The following is a 15,655-nucleotide window of genomic DNA, read 5'->3' as shown; positions in this document are numbered from 1 at the left end:
CATGAATTATGATGATTTAGATGGAATACCTCCAATAGGTATCTATGAAAAGGCACTGCCCAAACAGTTGAGCTGGTCGGAAAGGCTGGCTCTAGCGAAAGCGTGCGGTTTCGACTTTGTTGAAATGTCCGTTGATGAAACGGACGAAAGACTGTCTCGATTAGACTGGACAAAACAAGAACGCAAAGCGTTAACCAATACCATTATAGAAAGCGGTATTCGGATTCCGTCCATGTGTTTGTCTGGGCATCGCAGGTTCCCATTTGGTAGCCGCGATCCAAAGATTAGAGAACAAGCTTATTCAATCATGGAAAAAGCCATCACTCTTGCGCAGGACATTGGCATACGCACCATTCAGCTAGCCGGTTACGACGTGTATTACGAAGAACAGGACGAAGGAACGCTTGCAAGATTTGAAGAAGGGCTAAAGTGGGCGGTCGACTTAGCAGCGAAATCTCAGGTCATGTTATCGGTGGAAATCATGGACACGTCGTTTATGAATTCAATTACCAAATGGAAAGCATGGCAGGAAAAAATCAATTCTCCCTGGTTTACGGTTTACCCAGATGTGGGGAATCTGTCAGCCTGGGGAAACGATGTAACGGCGGAGCTTGAACTGGGTATTGATCAGATAGCCGCATTACACCTTAAAGATACCTATGCCGTGACAGATACGTGCCCGGGTCAGTTCAGAGATGTTCCGTTTGGAGAGGGTTGCGTGGATTTTGTGCAGGCATTTAAAACGTTAAAGCGTTTGAATTACCGCGGAAGTTTCCTGATAGAAATGTGGACTGAAAAAGCGGATGAGCCTGTGCAGGAGTTGATCAAAGCCAGACGTTGGATGGAAGACAAGATGGTACAGGGAGGATGGAATGTATAAATCACTAAAAGAAGAGGTACTTGAAGCCAACCTGGCGCTTCCAAAACACGGTTTGGTTACCTTCACATGGGGGAATGTCAGTGCCGTTGATCGTCAACGTGGCGTCATCGCAATTAAACCTTCCGGGGTCGAATATGACGTCATGAAAGCCAGTGACATTGTGATACTAGATTTAGAAACAGGAGAGGTGATCGAAGGTGACAAAAAACCTTCATCAGACACCCCTACACATCTATGCCTGTACCGTGCATTCACTGACATTGGAGGGGTTGTTCACACGCATTCGCGCCACGCAACGATTTGGTCGCAGGCAGGTCTCGATATTCCTGCGTGGGGAACGACCCACGCCGATTATTTCTATGGTTCAATCCCATGCACGCGCCAGATGTCTTTGGATGAAATCGCGGGGAATTATGAATGGGAAACAGGACAGGTCATTGTAGAAACATTTGGACGCCGTCAACTGGATCCGAATCAGATGCCAGCGGTGCTGGTTAATTCCCACGGTCCTTTTATCTGGGGAACAAGCGCGAGCAGTGCGGTTCACAATGCTGTTGTGCTGGAGGAAGTGGCGTACATGGGGCTGTTCTCTCGTCAGTTGTCGCCTCAACTCGGTTCAATGCAGCAGCCGCTTCTGGATAAGCATTATCTCCGAAAACATGGGGAAAACGCCTATTATGGGCAATAGATACTAGATCCAGTTAATCCACGCTGAACCCAACACCTTGGGGTTACTTGGGTATGGATTCACTTTTAAGATTCAATTTTCAATATAGGTCTGGCTTTGTTGATGTATGAATATGGGTTACTCAGTTTAGACCTCTATATTTTTCAATACGCAATATTGATCAAACTCACTTCGTGTATTTGGCCAAGGTGAGGGGATACTTCTCGGTATGACTGCAAGTACCTTGCGATGTTTATACCGGAGAAGAGATAAAGTTTAGGGAGAGGAGAATGAGTAAACTACTGGCACTTGATATGGATGGTACACTGCTCACCGACAGGCGAGACATACCAAGCAGTGTGATCAACGCAATTCGGGTTCTGAAAAATCGTTGTCACGTTATGCTGGTGACCGGGCGTCATCATACGGCTGCATTGCCTTATTACTCGCAGTTGCAGTTAGACACGCCAACGATCTGCTGCAATGGCACTTACGTGTATGATTACGCTCAGGCTAAAGTGCTCAGCCATTCAGATATAGACAAAGAATTAGCGTTGGAATTTCTTTCTATCGCGGAGCATTACCAGCTAGAGCTGGTGGTTTATGTCGATGAGATGATGGTGTACCACAAATCTTCGAAGAGCGGTCACATGCGTTCTCTTCAGCTTTGGGCGGACAACATCAAACGCAGTATCCGACCTCAAATCAAACCCTGCAGCAGTTTCAAAGCTGTTATTCACAATGCTAACCATGTTTGGAAATTTGTGGTGGAAGGGAACAGCCCGCAAATGGAAAAATTCATGGGGCACCCGTTAATAAACCAGCACTTTATCGGTGAACGTTCATGGATCAACCGGATTGATTTTGCACGCAAAGGCAACACCAAAGGCGCTGCCTTAGCGACTCATATTGAAAAACTTGGCTTAACCTGGAACGACGTGATAGCGGTGGGCGATAGTTATAACGATCTCTCGATGCTGGTAACTGCCGGAGTTGGTGTAGCAATGAAAAACTCTGAACCTGCCATTCAGGAAGCATCCAACCGAGTGACCAAAAGCACAAACAATGAAGGGGGAGTATTAGAAATCATTACTGAACTGCTCCAACAAACAGACAATTACAGGCGGATTGCACTGTAGGTTATTACTTAAGTGCTATGTGTAAGCGGCACACACCACAAGGCGAGCCAAAAACTCGCCTTTGTAACTTTAAGAATCCGGGTGACCTTTGATTAACGTGTCGACAAGTCTGTCCAACACGGGTCCTTTTCGTTTTTGTAGCCCCGTGATGTTGGATAGCGCGACGTATCCAGTCTTTTCCTGAATATCAATCATCATGCACGAGCTATAGCCACCAGTTCCACCGTTGTGAAAGTAATAGCGTTCTTTCTCATCTGGTTCCCCCAGAATTACCCAACCTAAACCGATGCGCGCCCCATGCTCCGTGCTGACTGGCTGTCTTTGCAGTTCAAAAATGGCGTTATCTTCTTTTAGGCACCACAAGATATATTTTGAAAAATCCTCTACTGTAGAAAGCACCGCTCCAGCGCCAGCCAAAACTCCGAGATCCCAATTTGGCGTTGGCTTTCCGGCGCTATTTAACCCCTGAACTAATCTAGACTGAACCAAGGACAATTGAGACGTCGAATTGTGCATATCCAAGGGTTTAAAAATCGACTCTTGAAGTAGGTCTTCATAGGTTCTATTGGATTGCTGGCTGAGCGTGTAGCCGAGCAAGCCCATACCAAGATTTGAATAAACAGATTTTCCTTTGCCTTTCAGTTTGAGCTTATGCTCAAGGTAAGACAGCAGCTGGGGTTCCAGGTAATCTCTGTAGGGGTTCTTAGCATTCTTAAAAAGCGCGCCCCAAATCAAACCGGGTGGCAAACGAGGAAGCCCAGAAGTGTGGCTGGCGAGTTCTTTGAATGTGATGGAAAGTTTATTCCTGAAGGGTACTGCGATGTGATGATTAATTGCTTCATCCAGCGCAATTTCACCAGCAAGAACGGATTTGGCAAGTAATTGACAGGTCAGAACTTTGGTTATCGAACCAATTTCGAATACCGACGCAAAGTTTTCAACCGCGTGAGGAGTTCCAGATTCGTTTCTCGCACCATAAAATGCAACCTGATCACTTTGAATCTTAGCCATTGCGATCTCAGTGTCGTCGTCAAATTGCTGGATAGCGTTGTGAATCTCATGGATTTCTTGTTCAGTAAAACTCATCGTAGACCCTAAGCTTTAGAAGCGTGTTGTTTAAGAATGTGTCATAAGGCTACCGAACGATAATAATACAAATGGGTTAACAGGCAATTAAGTCTGAAAAAAACTATTACTTTCAGACAAATAAAAAAGCCCACCATAAGGTGGGCAAAGAGACAAGGTGTATTAAGAAACTAATGCATTAAAGTGTAGGAAGTTGCTGTTTTGCGCTTTCGATGCCTTTAGCGGCAATTTCTTCACCCATACCCAGAGCTTCAGCGTAAACAAAATTCACATTGTGGATGCCAACGAAACCTAGAGTGGTTTTCAGGTAGCTTGTCACGATGTCATTTTCTGTGTCTTTATGAACACCGCCACGTGTTGTAATAACCGTCGCTTCCTTGACATTGGTTAACAGACCAACGGGACCATTCTCCGAATACTGGAACGTCACGCCAGCACGAGCAATCATATCAATCCAGTTTTTTAACTGAGTGGGTACGGTAAAGTTGTACATCGGAGCTGCGATAACCAGCTTGTCTGACTGCTTGATTTCTTCAATCAACTGGTCAGATTTAGCCAGAATCTCTTGCTGTTCTTCAGTCAGATCTTCTCCACCGCCAAACGCCGCCAAAACGTTGTGATCAAGAATTGGGAGAGGATTTTCAGCCAGATCGCGGATAACCACGTTTGATTCAGTCGCATTTTCAGCAATCACATTGATGAGAGCATTAGATTGAGAATGAGCACCTAGAATGCTTGATTTAAGAATCAGTACTTGAGCCATCATTTCGTCCTTTGTTTATCTGTTTTGGTTTTGATGGTGTCATTCTAGGCAGACCGAATCTCAAAGATAATACGCTGTTCACGATTAAGTCATTCAAATTTTTCGAATGAGTTTTGTTGTCTGAAATGTCGAATAACCTATTGACCCGTCTATAGGTTCAGGGTGCATTCTGGAAATGAATAAGCAAAAAGGCAGGTTATATGAACAGCATCATTTCTCAGGAAGACAAGATCTTTTTACAGCAAGTGGAATCTTGTGATTTTCCGATATCAGAATTCAATCACAAAGCGCATATTAGGCTAGGCTACATTTACTTAGCGGGCATGTCGCTTGAGTCAGCATTAGACAGAATGCGTAATTCGTTGACCAATCTGCTGTCTCACAATGAAATTGCGCCCGAAGGTAAGTACCATGAAACACTCACCAAAGCATGGCTCATGGCAATTCTGTGCTTTATGAAAAAGTCAGCAGGCTGTGTTTCATTCGAGCATTTTATTGAAGCGAATTCAGAGCTCTTAAACAGCGATCTTCTGTCGCACCATTACGCCAAAGCGACGCTATTTTCAGACCAGGCAAGAACACAGTTCGTTGAACCAGACGAGTTGCCATTTCCTGATTTGTCGTGATTTAGGTGGTCAACTGTCTGGCTTAGCCACTCAGTTCGCTCTAGAAGGAGAGCGCATCAAGTAGTACAAATCTCGGCTTAAGTGCTTGAGCTTACGGAATTCTGGTGCTCGTCTTAATGATACCCAATCCCAACGCAATGCCTTTTTGGCCTCTCCCTGTTCGCGGTGATACTCCGCGTAACCTTCCTCAAGCCGTGACCACGCAAGCTCACATGCTTTGTCAGAGGCTGGATAACGGTTTATGTAGCCAGTGATTATACGGCGCATTGCTTCGAGTCGATTCAGGCGGTTTGATGTTATGGATCCGGCTCTCATCAAATATTGCATCTGAATTCTTGGATTCGCCGATACTTTCCCGCACTGCGCCAGTTTCAGCCACATATCCCAATCGCTGGCCGATTTCAGTTCACTGCTAAAACCTCCGACTTTAAGAAGGGCGTCTCGTCTGGCAACAACCGTAGAAGTGCCTATCATATTGGTCGCCAGAATTTCGTCTCCGGCATTATCGATATCGAAAAAGCGATTGGCATTCGGAAGGTGATTGAAGACTTTCCAGTAGCCAAAACAATCGATGATCTCTTTACCTTCCTCATTGAAATGCATGTAGTTGGTGAAGCTGAGAACGTGGTCTTCACTTGCCATGTGCCAGTTAAGCTGGCACTTGAGTTTTCCGGGAAGCCAGTAATCATCCGCGTCCAGAAAGGCGATGTATTCGGAGCGAGCCATTTCGATTGCGTGATTTCTCGCCGCAACCACACCAACGTGATCGAGCCTGACAGGAACGATCTGCGGGTGCTGCTCGGCGATTTTCTCTAGCCAGGCGAAAGTGCCATCTGTGGAACCATCGTCCATCACCAGAATTTCAAGCTCCTCCAAATCTTGCTCAAGTACACTGCCTATCGCTTTGGATAGATAATCAAGGCAGTTATAGGTAGGAATAACGACACTGACTAATGGTTGCATGATGATTACCTCTGCTTGTAAAAATGGGAAACTGAGTTCTTACTAAGCAGAATCCAAGCCAACTGTGAACTGTCAATTTAACTCTATGAATATTCGTGTTTTTCCTCGCTAAATTACATATTCACTCAAGTCAGTATGCTCGCGTTCTGTCATTTTGCGAGGGGTAATCTCAAATTGCGTGTAGATTTACTCATGCGTATTTTTCAATTTAACAATTGTTGTTAGAGGGGGCGTAAAGAGATCTAACTAGCCGAAATTGCGTAAAATTTCCTGACATCGCCTTTGGTTCCACCATGAGGTGACTTTCGCGCAGTTGTGATACAATTCGCGCCAGTTTTATCGAGAGAATTAAAAATAAGAAGGTATCGCTTTGACCTCGTCACAGCAAAATGCAGCTGGCAACGTTCCAAACAGCCCATCCAAGCTAAGAGCTGCACTCAAAGATTGCATGATTAAAGACCGTTTTCGTTTTTCACGACGAATTCAGGGTGCAAGTAAAATAAAGAAAGAAGAATCCAGACTCGCGGCATTCGACGACATTGCATTGGACATCGCAAAATCCATGATGACCGCCGAGCAGCGTTCAGCGTACCAACCAACCATCGAATATCCAGAAATCCTGCCTGTAAGCCAGAAGAAAGACGACATAGCCGCGGCAATCGCAGAGCATCAAGTCGTGATTGTGGCAGGTGAAACCGGATCAGGTAAGACAACTCAGCTTCCGAAGATTTGTGCGGAACTTGGTCGCGGAAAGTTCGGATTAATTGGTCATACTCAGCCACGTCGACTGGCAGCGCGATCGGTGGCTAACCGTATTGCAGAAGAGATGGAAACCAAGCTCGGCGAGTTCGTCGGTTACAAAGTTCGTTTTAACGACCAGATTTCAGATAACACCCAAATCAAATTGATGACCGACGGTATATTACTGGCGGAAATCCAGCATGACCGTTTCTTAAATCAATATGACACCATCATTATCGATGAAGCGCACGAACGCAGCTTAAACATCGATTTTATTTTAGGTTACCTGAAGGAATTACTTCCACGTCGCCCAGACTTGAAAGTCATCATTACCTCGGCAACCATCGATCCAGAGCGTTTTTCTAAGCACTTTAGCAATGCGCCCATTATTGAAGTTTCTGGTCGTACCTACCCGGTAGAAACCCGTTATCGTCCGCTTTCTGGTGATGACGACAATGATCGCGACCAGCTTGAAGGCATATTCGAAGCGGTCGATGAATTGTGCGACGAAGGATTAGGAGACATCCTGATCTTCATGAACGGTGAGCGAGAAATTCGTGATACCGCCGATGCGTTGAACAAACGTAATCTTCGTGACACAGAAATCGTGCCTTTGTACGCGCGCCTTTCAGCTGGTGAACAGAACAAAATCTTCCAGCCTCACGCAGGCAGACGTATCGTCCTTGCCACCAACGTTGCGGAAACATCGCTGACGGTTCCGGGTATCAAATACGTTATCGATCCGGGTACGGCGAGAATCAGTCGTTACAGCTACCGAACCAAAGTGCAACGATTGCCGATTGAGCCTGTTTCTCAAGCGAGTGCGAATCAGCGTAAAGGTCGCTGTGGTCGTGTGGAAGAGGGTATCTGTATTCGTCTTTATTCTGAGGAAGATTTCGAATCACGCCCGGAATTTACCGATCCTGAAATCCTGAGAACCAACCTTGCCTCTGTTATTCTTCAAATGACTGCGCTCGGGTTGGGTGATATTCAGGCTTTCCCATTCGTAGAGGCGCCAGACAAGCGCAACATTCAAGATGGTGTCAGGTTGCTTGAAGAGCTGGGTGCCATTAACGACAAAGCGAAGGATCCTAAGAAGCGCCTCACACCCGCTGGTCGTCAGCTTGCCAGACTGCCTATCGACCCGCGTTTGGCACGCATGGTACTAGAAGCACCAAAATACGGCTGTCTGAAAGAGATAATGATCATTGCGTCGGCGTTGTCGATTCAAGATCCACGTGAGCGCCCATCAGACAAACAGCAATCGTCGGACGATAAACATCGCCGTTTCTTCCACGAAGAATCGGACTTCCTGACGTTTGTGAACCTTTGGGAATACGTTCAAAAGCAACAAAAAGCGCTATCAGGCAATCAGTTCCGCAAGCAGTGTAAGCAAGACTATTTAAACTATTTACGCGTTCGTGAATGGCAAGACGTGTACTTCCAGATCCATCAGGCGATGCGCGAGATGGACTTTAAACTGAACGATGAGCCTGGCGGTTATCAAGGCGTTCACAGTGCGATATTGGTGGGCTTGCTTTCTCATATTGGTGTGAAAGACCAAGAGAAAAATGATTACCAAGGTGCGCGAAACGCACGCTTCCATATTTTCCCTGCTTCCGGTCTGTTCAAGAAGCAGCCTAAGTGGATCATGTCTGCTGAGCTGGTTGAAACGTCCAAATTGTGGGGGCGAATCATTGCCAAGATTCAACCTGAGTGGATTGAGCCACTCGCCAAGCATTTGATCAAACGTACATACAGCGAACCACATTGGTCTAAGAAACGCGCCGCCGTTATGGCGTATGAAAAGGTGATGTTGTACGGAGTGCCGATCGTTCCTAAGCGACTGGTCAACTATTCCAACATTGATAGCACGGTGAGCCGAGACATTTTTATTCGTAGTGCGCTAGTGGAAGGTGAGTGGGAAACCAAGCACGCCTTCTTCAAGCAAAACCGAAAACTGCTGATGGAAGTCGAGGAGTTGGAGCACAAGTCCCGACGCCGCGATATTCTGGTCGATGACGATGAGCTATACGACTTCTACGACCAACGCGTTGGCACTGAAGTGGTATCGGGGCGTCATTTCGATACCTGGTGGAAAAAGGCATCCCAAGAGAATGCTGAGCTGCTCAACTTTGAAAAAGAGATGCTCTTCAAAGGGGACGCCAGCCACATCACCGATCTGGATTACCCGAACTTCTGGCATCAGAACGGTTTGAAACTCAAGCTGAGCTACCAGTTTGAACCGGGTGAAGACAGCGACGGTGTGACGGTTCACGTTCCGCTACCGATTCTCAACCAGGTGGAACCTGCCGGGTTCGATTGGCAGATCCCTGGCTTAAGACATGAATTGATCGTCAGCCTGATTAAGGCATTGCCAAAAACTTTGCGCAAAAACTTTGTGCCAGCACCGAACTATGCCGACGCGTTCTTGGCGCGTGCAACACCAATGGAAGCGCCATTGCTCGATTCGCTAGAGAAAGAGCTGCGCCGAATGACTGGTGTGGAAGTACTGCGTGAAGACTGGAATTTAGATCAGGTAGCGGAGCACTTAAAGGTAACGTTCCGTGCTGTCGATCACCGCAACCGCAAGCTGAAAGAGAACAAAGATCTCCACGAGCTAAAAGAAAGCCTGAAAGATAAGGTGCAAGAGACCTTATCAAAGGTGGCGGATGACGATATCGAGCAGCAAGGTCTCCATACGTGGAGCTTCGGCGAACTGCCAAAAGTCTATCAACAGAAGCGCGGTGGTTACGATGTAAAAGCGTACCCAGCGATTGTGGACTCGAAAGACAGCGTTGAAATTAAGCTGTTTGAAACCGAGCAGGAGCAGATCTCTGCGATGCAGGCGGGTCAGCGCCGTCTGGTGTTACTGAATGTGCCATCGCCTATCAAATACCTGCACTCGAACCTGCCAAACAAGTCTAAGCTTGGGCTTTACTTCAACCCTTATGGCAAGGTTCTGGATCTGATTGATGACTGCATCGCCTGTGGGGTCGATAAGCTGATAGAAGAGCAAGGCGGTTTGGTTTGGGAATCGGACAAGTTTGAAGCCCTGAAAGAACACGTTCGCGCAGAGCTGGACGATACAGTTGTCGACATTGCGAAGCAGGTAGAAACGATTCTGACCACGGCTTTCAACATCAACAAAAAGCTTAAAGGGAAGATCGATTTCACTATGGCGTTTGCCTTGTCAGATATCAAAGCTCAAATCGAAGGTTTGATTTTCAAAGGGTTTGCGACAGAGTGCGGTTGGAAGAAGCTGCCAGACATTCTTCGCTACATGAAGGCGATTGAACGTCGAATGGAAAAGCTGCCAATCGATCCAAACAAAGACCGATTGCACATGCTGAAAATTGAATCAGTGACGAACGACTATAAAGAGCTGTTGAACAAGATTCCAAAAGGCGTGGCAATCCCGGACAACGTGAAAGAAGTGCGTTGGATGATTGAAGAACTCAGAGTGAGTTTCTTTGCTCAACAGTTAGGTACGCCTTATCCGGTGTCAGATAAACGTGTTAAGAATGCCATTTCTGAGTGCTAAGGATATTCCAACGATAATAATGGTCTATTCTTTGCAAGAAGGAATTAAGCTGACGTAAATACTGACGTTGTTCTAATGTGTTACGTCAATTTACCGGGGGATAAATTGTTATTCTCTGAACACGTATTTGAGGGAATAGAAATGAAAAAAACATTGTTGGCTCTGGGTTTAGCGAGCATTGCAGCAACAGCCAGCGCAGATTCGTTTTTTTACGCAGGCGGCAACTTTGGTCAGTCTGATTTCGGCAGCGGCGACAAAGAAACGGCATTTGGTTTCCACGTAGGTACCGGTATTTTGCCGATTTTGGGTTTGGAGGCTGGCTACTGGAGCCATGGTCGTGATACCACTTCTTTGTTTGCGGCAGTCAAGCCAAGCATTGATTTTGGTCCTCTTCACATTTACGCAAAAGGTGGTCTGCACTCTTGGGACAACGATGGCGCGGGTGATGGAACTGGCTTAATGTACGGTGCAGGTGCGGAATATTTCTTAGTGGATAATCTGTCCCTTGGTGGTTCGTGGCAGTCATTTAACCGTGGTGACAACTACAGTGACATCACATCCTTTACTGTGACGGCAACTTTCCACTTCTTGTAAAGAAAATTTGAGCTGTTATCTAAAATGCTGGCGTTTGCCAGCATTTTTATTGAGCGTCTGAATAAAAGTGCTTTTTGAGCATAAAAAAACTTAAAAAGTTTTACATCTAAGTATGGCTAAAGCGCATTGTTAACCTTAAAATAATCTCGCTTCGGTACAATTCGAGTTTTCCTTAATAGCAACAGTTTTCCAATGGTTGAAAATCATACCCAAATGACTTGGGTGAGTATGAGCAAATCTCACCGTCGTCAGGTTATTTAGGTATGTTCGTGGTTCATGATGAATCATGGTTGTAATTGGAAACGCGTGGAGCGGGACGTTTCACACGATCAGAAGTAAAGTTGTACGAAATGAAAAAAACACTTTTAGCTTTGGCATTAATGGGCGCAGCGACAACAGCTAACGCAGACTCTTGGTTGTATGGTGGTGTAAACGCAGGTCAATCTGATCTGGACAGCAAAAATGCGACTGCAACCAGCTTCCATGTTGGTACCGGTATTTTACCTATCATCGGTGTAGAAGCAGGCTACTGGAATCACGGTAAATTTGATGGTGGTATTGAAGGCAGTTCTGTTTACGCGGCACTAAAGCCAAGCATCGACTTTGGTCCTCTGCATATCTACGCGAAAGGCGGCATGCACAACTACGATTTGGACAAAGGTTCCAACAAAAAAGGCTCTGGCACTAAAATGATGTACGGTGTCGGCGTAGAATACTTTGTTATCGACATGCTTTCTGTTGGTGGTTCATACCAGCAGTTTGAAGTGAACAAGAACGATGTAGGTTCAATCGGTTCATTCACACTGAACGCGACGATTCACTTCTTGTAAGAAAGACGGTTCAATGCAAAACCTCCCAATATGGGAGGTTTTTTTGTGTCTGATATCTATATATCTACGATATCTATGTCCGCAGCGGTTTGGTTATCCAGCGCCACAATTGAGCTCCCAAACTCGCAATGCCCAGCGCTGTAATAGCAAAAGTCACTTTGCTCGGTTCGGTGTACGCTTTCTTCCAGATTTTTCTCACTGTGGGGTAGGAAAGATCGCCCATCACATGAAGAGGGGAACGCCAGCACTGAGCAACGGTAATTCCAAACTCATTGTCAGTTGGTTCTATGCCATGCCACCAGAATGGTGGGATATACATTGCGTCACCTGGCTCAACTAGGGCAGTAAATGGTTTGATTGCGTTTGACTTACTCTGATCAAAACAGTCCCCATTTTCCAAGTATGCATCGGCTTTAAAAGCATCAAATACTAAGTCATCGGTTAGCTTGTCAGGTGGCAGTAAACCGACTTTTTTCGTTCCAATCACCTGGCTCATTAACGTTTCATCGGTTACGTGAAAATGCCAGCCTGTTCCGGCACCTTTGTACATAAAAGCTCGGGATTTGGGATAAGCAATGGGCTTAGGCGGATTGGGCAAGAATCGATAACCGTTGGTATCAGGAGCCAATACTTTAAATGGCTCTTCACTCAATACGACAGACGGCGCACTCAGTATTTCCTCAGTACCGGAACGAAGCAAATCAAGCACATGATGAAAAGGTTCGACTTTTCTGCCTTCTCCCATTCTCTCTGCACTTTCATAGTTCATGTGAGGATAATAAGGTGTTGGGCTGTCTCCATTTTTTTCTTTGAGATACTCAGGATCCTGCCATTTATCCATAGCCTCCCAGTGGCTGATTGCCCCTTTGATTAAGCAGGGCTGATTTTGCGACACGTATCGATCATAGAATTCTTTGGGAGTGAGTTCGCTGGCAAGTACGGTTTCAATTTCAGGAGCGGAGTCCATGCCCGGTATGAACTTAAAAACGTGCTCTTCCTGAACCTTATCTGCCATTTCCATTACGTAGTCTCCCTGACCGATCATCCCAAAATGTGCATTCAGAATGATGTTATATATTTTTATAAAAAATGATAAATTTTGTTGCTTTGTATGTGATCAAAACGTTGTTCTTTTGTCGGCTGACTATAAGCTTATAAACAACCTCTTTATCATCAGTATCTTATCTGGCAATCTTCTTTGATTGCTTTTGTTCTAATTGTCTATGGGGAGAAGAATTTCCAGATGAATCGATTGCAGCTCAGTCATCGCTATGGTCTTTTTATGGGGCTGTTTTTCGTCTCTCAATTCGTCGTATTACCCGTTATGACACCTATTTTTATGAGTTTCGGCATGACTATTCCCCAAATAGGGATGATCATGGCGACAATGGGCATTACCGTCATGCTTCTGGAATTGCCGACTGGTGGGCTGGCAGATCAGATTGGTCGGAAAAAAGTATTTCTTGGCTCGATTGCCTTTAGTGCTTCTTCCTATTTAACACTCCTCCTTCTTCCTACTTTTGCTGGTGGTGTCATTGCCATGTTTCTATGGGGAGCGAGCATAGCCATTAGCTCTGGCACACTTACAGCCTGGTTTGTCGAAACCTTTAATCAAAGTGAAGGGGATATGACTCTGCAAACTGGTTTTGCAAGGGTAGGGGTTAGAACCAGTTTCTTTGCTGCTGTCGGTGCTCTGCTGTGCGCAGGCATCATGTTTGTCGGTAATCAATGGGGCTATGATGATCGGACACTGTATGACTTTGCTTTGAGTGTTGGTCTTATCTGTCTGGTTCTGGTTTTTGTTATTGGTTTGGTGTGGGTTAAAGAACAGAGAGAGTTTCAACCATTTACGCGAGATGTGTTTACCACCATACCTAAGCAGGTCCGAACGGGAGTCATCGCTGCCAAACACCCAGTTTTGTGGCGTTTGCTGTTTGCCATGTTCTTAACCATTCCCATTGCCAGTGCCATCGAAAAATTCTGGCCAGTTCGATTTGAAGATCTGGCAGGTGAACAACCGTTAGAGTGGGTTTATGGTTTTACTTACGCGGTGACCATGTTTTTGGGCAGTGCCGCAGCGGCGTTTACCAATTGGATGACAGAAAAACTCAACCAGCAAATGGGCAAAGTATTGCTGGTGAGCGTCATGTTTCGTCTTATTGCCGCTACCGTTTTTGCTCTTTCCGGTGATCTGATCTTGTTTGTTCTATTGTTTATTTGCTACGACTTTACCAATCACTTAGGAAAATCTGCCTATAACCACCTTTTGCATCATGCGACGGATGATAACGTTCGCTCAACCATTGATTCTCTTAACTCTTTGGTCATGCGAGTCGGTGGAGTGACGGGGTCACTGCTATGTGGGTTTGGAGCAGCCTATGTAGGGCTAATCAACATATGGCTGCTGTGTGTGGTGATTGGAGTTGGAGCTTTGTTCCTTTTCAAAAGCCCGTTGCTCAATGAATCTCACGAACCAGCGGATTCGACAAACTGACTTTAGTCTCTCTGAACTCGCATGACACCTAACGCTGCATGGTTGGCTGTGCAAATCACGCCTTTACCTGAAAGTGACTGACGGACGCAGCCTCCTCCAAATAGGTCATTGAGCATGAAGACACCAAGTACCATAGTCTCGTCAGACTCGACAAACACGCCTTTCGGTGTCATTGATATGGCAGGGTGTCGTTTTCCAACCACTCGCTTTTGCAGAATAAATAGGGAAGAGTTAGGGGAAGCGGCGTCTGACAGGATTTGATGCCAAGTATCTTCATCGCATTCCCAGCCGCACGTGACACCATGTCCACCATAGCCGATGGCGCTTTTTAGTACCCAATCCTTCTTATCGAGTGTTAAAAGCTGCGACAGGTTGGATTCACCGACGGCATACGTCTTAGGAACAGACGCCTCAATGAGCTTTTGTTCTTGCTCAGAAACCGAAGCTAAAACATCATCTTGGTGCAAAATTGCCAAAGCAGCTTTGCTCATGTAAAGCTCACTGAACGGGTGAATGAGCGAATGAATTTTCCCGTTTTTCAGACCATTCAAATAGCCTGAGTAACCATCCAAATCCTTTGCCATATCACTCAGCGTGAATACTTCAAAAACAGCAATATCACCCGTATGCGAGGCGAGCACATTCTGTAGCTCATTGTGGGGGATTGTGCTGACTTCGATATCCAGATGTGTGCTCAGGGCACCTGCAGCGCTGTTGGCGACTAAAGGGCTGTCTTTAAACTGAATGAAATCATCAACAACGACAAGTTTTGGGTTATTGAGGGACGCTAGCCTTTGAGCTACAGCGGGGCAGATATGTGAATAAGGAGAATGCCAGAACTCGTTGATTTTAATGGCTGAATCTTCGTATTTTTCGTTTTCAAGCGCCTGATCATACAGTGCCTGTATACCGTCATAGGCAAATCCACCTATGGCGCCGCCAACATTGACTTCCATAACTTTCCAATGGTTGCCGTCATCCAGAATGTCCCACCTGCAAGGTATGATTCCGTTGACGTCTCTCAGTTGTTCCATCAGTGAGATCACTCTCTCATCTGAAAAGCCAAGGGCATTAGCAAACGCCTCCATCTCTCCATCGAAAGCGATATTGGGGAGGTTACGAATCAGGTTAAATAGCTCATGTAGAATTTTTGTCTGTTTTTTAACCGATTTCTCGGGATATACCACAGGGGTCATCAATAAATGCCAGTCGGGTCGGGAAAATCGACTGTCCGCGCCACTTAGTCGAATGTCATCGGCTAAGTCGTCTGCCAAAGGATTCTCTTCAAAGTAGTCGAGCCAAAAATCATTTGATTGCATATTTATCCC

General features: G+C 45.8%; 13 protein-coding genes. 8 read left to right on the top strand and 5 right to left on the bottom strand.

What is annotated here, in order from left to right:
* Position 1: 1 nt before the first annotated feature.
* The 3 genes from INR79_RS10390 (at position 2) to INR79_RS10380 (ending at position 2,686) form a co-directional block, all read left to right on the top strand.
* Positions 2-880: an L-ribulose-5-phosphate 3-epimerase gene (locus INR79_RS10390; protein WP_223094050.1), complete on the top strand. Its 879-nt coding sequence runs from the start codon at positions 2-4 to the stop codon at positions 878-880.
* Positions 873-1,568, top strand: coding sequence for an L-ribulose-5-phosphate 4-epimerase (gene araD / locus INR79_RS10385; RefSeq protein ID WP_223094048.1), 696 nt, complete (start codon positions 873-875; stop codon positions 1,566-1,568). The genes INR79_RS10390 and araD overlap by 8 nt, the downstream gene beginning before the upstream one ends.
* Positions 1,569-1,837: 269 nt before the next feature.
* Positions 1,838-2,686, top strand: a complete 849-nt coding sequence (locus tag INR79_RS10380; RefSeq protein WP_022603553.1) for a Cof-type HAD-IIB family hydrolase — start codon at positions 1,838-1,840, stop codon at positions 2,684-2,686.
* Between the two features lie 69 nt (positions 2,687-2,755).
* Here INR79_RS10380 and INR79_RS10375 read toward each other — a convergent pair whose 3' ends face one another.
* Both INR79_RS10375 and INR79_RS10370 read right to left on the bottom strand, forming a co-directional pair.
* Positions 2,756-3,772 (bottom strand): serine hydrolase domain-containing protein, encoded by a 1,017-nt coding sequence (locus INR79_RS10375; protein ID WP_223094046.1) that lies wholly within the window; start codon positions 3,770-3,772, stop codon positions 2,756-2,758.
* A gap of 178 nt (positions 3,773-3,950) precedes the next feature.
* Positions 3,951-4,535 (bottom strand): FMN-dependent NADH-azoreductase, encoded by a 585-nt coding sequence (locus INR79_RS10370; RefSeq protein WP_223096996.1) that lies wholly within the window; start codon positions 4,533-4,535, stop codon positions 3,951-3,953.
* 200 nt (positions 4,536-4,735) lie between these two features.
* Here INR79_RS10370 and INR79_RS10365 point away from each other — a divergent pair, with 200 nt between their 5' ends.
* The gene (locus INR79_RS10365; RefSeq protein ID WP_223094044.1) at positions 4,736-5,161 is read left to right on the top strand and encodes a hypothetical protein; all 426 of its coding nucleotides are present in this window, start codon (positions 4,736-4,738) and stop codon (positions 5,159-5,161) included.
* Between the two features lie 30 nt (positions 5,162-5,191).
* On the opposite strand, the gene INR79_RS10360 is transcribed toward INR79_RS10365, so the two are convergent.
* Positions 5,192-6,124 (bottom strand): glycosyltransferase family 2 protein, encoded by a 933-nt coding sequence (locus INR79_RS10360; RefSeq protein ID WP_022606438.1) that lies wholly within the window; start codon positions 6,122-6,124, stop codon positions 5,192-5,194.
* Positions 6,125-6,494: 370 nt separating this feature from the next.
* On the opposite strand from INR79_RS10360, the gene hrpA reads away from it, so the two are divergent.
* The 3 genes from hrpA to INR79_RS10345 all read left to right on the top strand — a co-directional run bounded on the left by hrpA (position 6,495) and on the right by INR79_RS10345 (position 11,833).
* Complete coding sequence (hrpA, locus tag INR79_RS10355) at positions 6,495-10,409, top strand: ATP-dependent RNA helicase HrpA (protein WP_262415332.1); 3,915 nt, start codon at positions 6,495-6,497, stop codon at positions 10,407-10,409.
* A gap of 141 nt (positions 10,410-10,550) precedes the next feature.
* A complete protein-coding gene (locus tag INR79_RS10350; RefSeq protein WP_004406845.1) occupies positions 10,551-11,003 on the top strand; it encodes an outer membrane beta-barrel protein in 453 nt (150 codons plus the stop codon).
* Positions 11,004-11,353: 350 nt separating this feature from the next.
* Complete coding sequence (locus tag INR79_RS10345) at positions 11,354-11,833, top strand: outer membrane beta-barrel protein (RefSeq protein ID WP_022550847.1); 480 nt, start codon at positions 11,354-11,356, stop codon at positions 11,831-11,833.
* Between the two features lie 73 nt (positions 11,834-11,906).
* On the opposite strand, the gene INR79_RS10340 is transcribed toward INR79_RS10345, so the two are convergent.
* Entirely contained in the window at positions 11,907-12,854 is a 948-nt protein-coding gene (locus INR79_RS10340; RefSeq protein ID WP_004406841.1) for a cupin-like domain-containing protein, read from the bottom strand.
* Positions 12,855-13,076: 222 nt separating this feature from the next.
* Between INR79_RS10340 and INR79_RS10335 the strand changes: the two genes are divergently transcribed.
* Complete coding sequence (locus tag INR79_RS10335; RefSeq protein ID WP_223094042.1) at positions 13,077-14,327, top strand: MFS transporter; 1,251 nt, start codon at positions 13,077-13,079, stop codon at positions 14,325-14,327.
* A gap of 2 nt (positions 14,328-14,329) precedes the next feature.
* Here the strand turns inward: INR79_RS10335 and INR79_RS10330 are convergent, their stop codons facing one another.
* Entirely contained in the window at positions 14,330-15,646 is a 1,317-nt protein-coding gene (locus INR79_RS10330) for a hypothetical protein (protein ID WP_223094040.1), read from the bottom strand.
* Positions 15,647-15,655 lie beyond the last annotated feature (9 nt).

Source organism: Vibrio sp. SCSIO 43132 (assembly GCF_019904195.1).
GTDB classification, from domain to species: domain Bacteria; phylum Pseudomonadota; class Gammaproteobacteria; order Enterobacterales; family Vibrionaceae; genus Vibrio; species Vibrio nigripulchritudo.
Note: the sequence above shows the minus strand (reverse complement) of the source record. Positions and strands in the feature narration are given on the sequence as shown.

Coding starts and splice junctions, on each gene's coding strand:
- INR79_RS10365 (WP_223094044.1), top strand. CDS start 4,736: ATGAACAGCATCATTTCTCAGGAAGACAAGATCTTTTTACAGCAAGTG.
- INR79_RS10370 (WP_223096996.1), bottom strand. CDS start 4,535: ATGGCTCAAGTACTGATTCTTAAATCAAGCATTCTAGGTGCTCATTCT.
- INR79_RS10340 (WP_004406841.1), bottom strand. CDS start 12,854: ATGGAAATGGCAGATAAGGTTCAGGAAGAGCACGTTTTTAAGTTCATA.
- INR79_RS10335 (WP_223094042.1), top strand. CDS start 13,077: ATGAATCGATTGCAGCTCAGTCATCGCTATGGTCTTTTTATGGGGCTG.
- INR79_RS10360 (WP_022606438.1), bottom strand. CDS start 6,124: ATGCAACCATTAGTCAGTGTCGTTATTCCTACCTATAACTGCCTTGAT.
- INR79_RS10345 (WP_022550847.1), top strand. CDS start 11,354: ATGAAAAAAACACTTTTAGCTTTGGCATTAATGGGCGCAGCGACAACA.
- INR79_RS10375 (WP_223094046.1), bottom strand. CDS start 3,772: ATGAGTTTTACTGAACAAGAAATCCATGAGATTCACAACGCTATCCAG.
- araD (WP_223094048.1), top strand. CDS start 873: ATGTATAAATCACTAAAAGAAGAGGTACTTGAAGCCAACCTGGCGCTT.
- INR79_RS10330 (WP_223094040.1), bottom strand. CDS start 15,646: ATGCAATCAAATGATTTTTGGCTCGACTACTTTGAAGAGAATCCTTTG.
- INR79_RS10390 (WP_223094050.1), top strand. CDS start 2: ATGAATTATGATGATTTAGATGGAATACCTCCAATAGGTATCTATGAA.
- INR79_RS10380 (WP_022603553.1), top strand. CDS start 1,838: ATGAGTAAACTACTGGCACTTGATATGGATGGTACACTGCTCACCGAC.
- INR79_RS10350 (WP_004406845.1), top strand. CDS start 10,551: ATGAAAAAAACATTGTTGGCTCTGGGTTTAGCGAGCATTGCAGCAACA.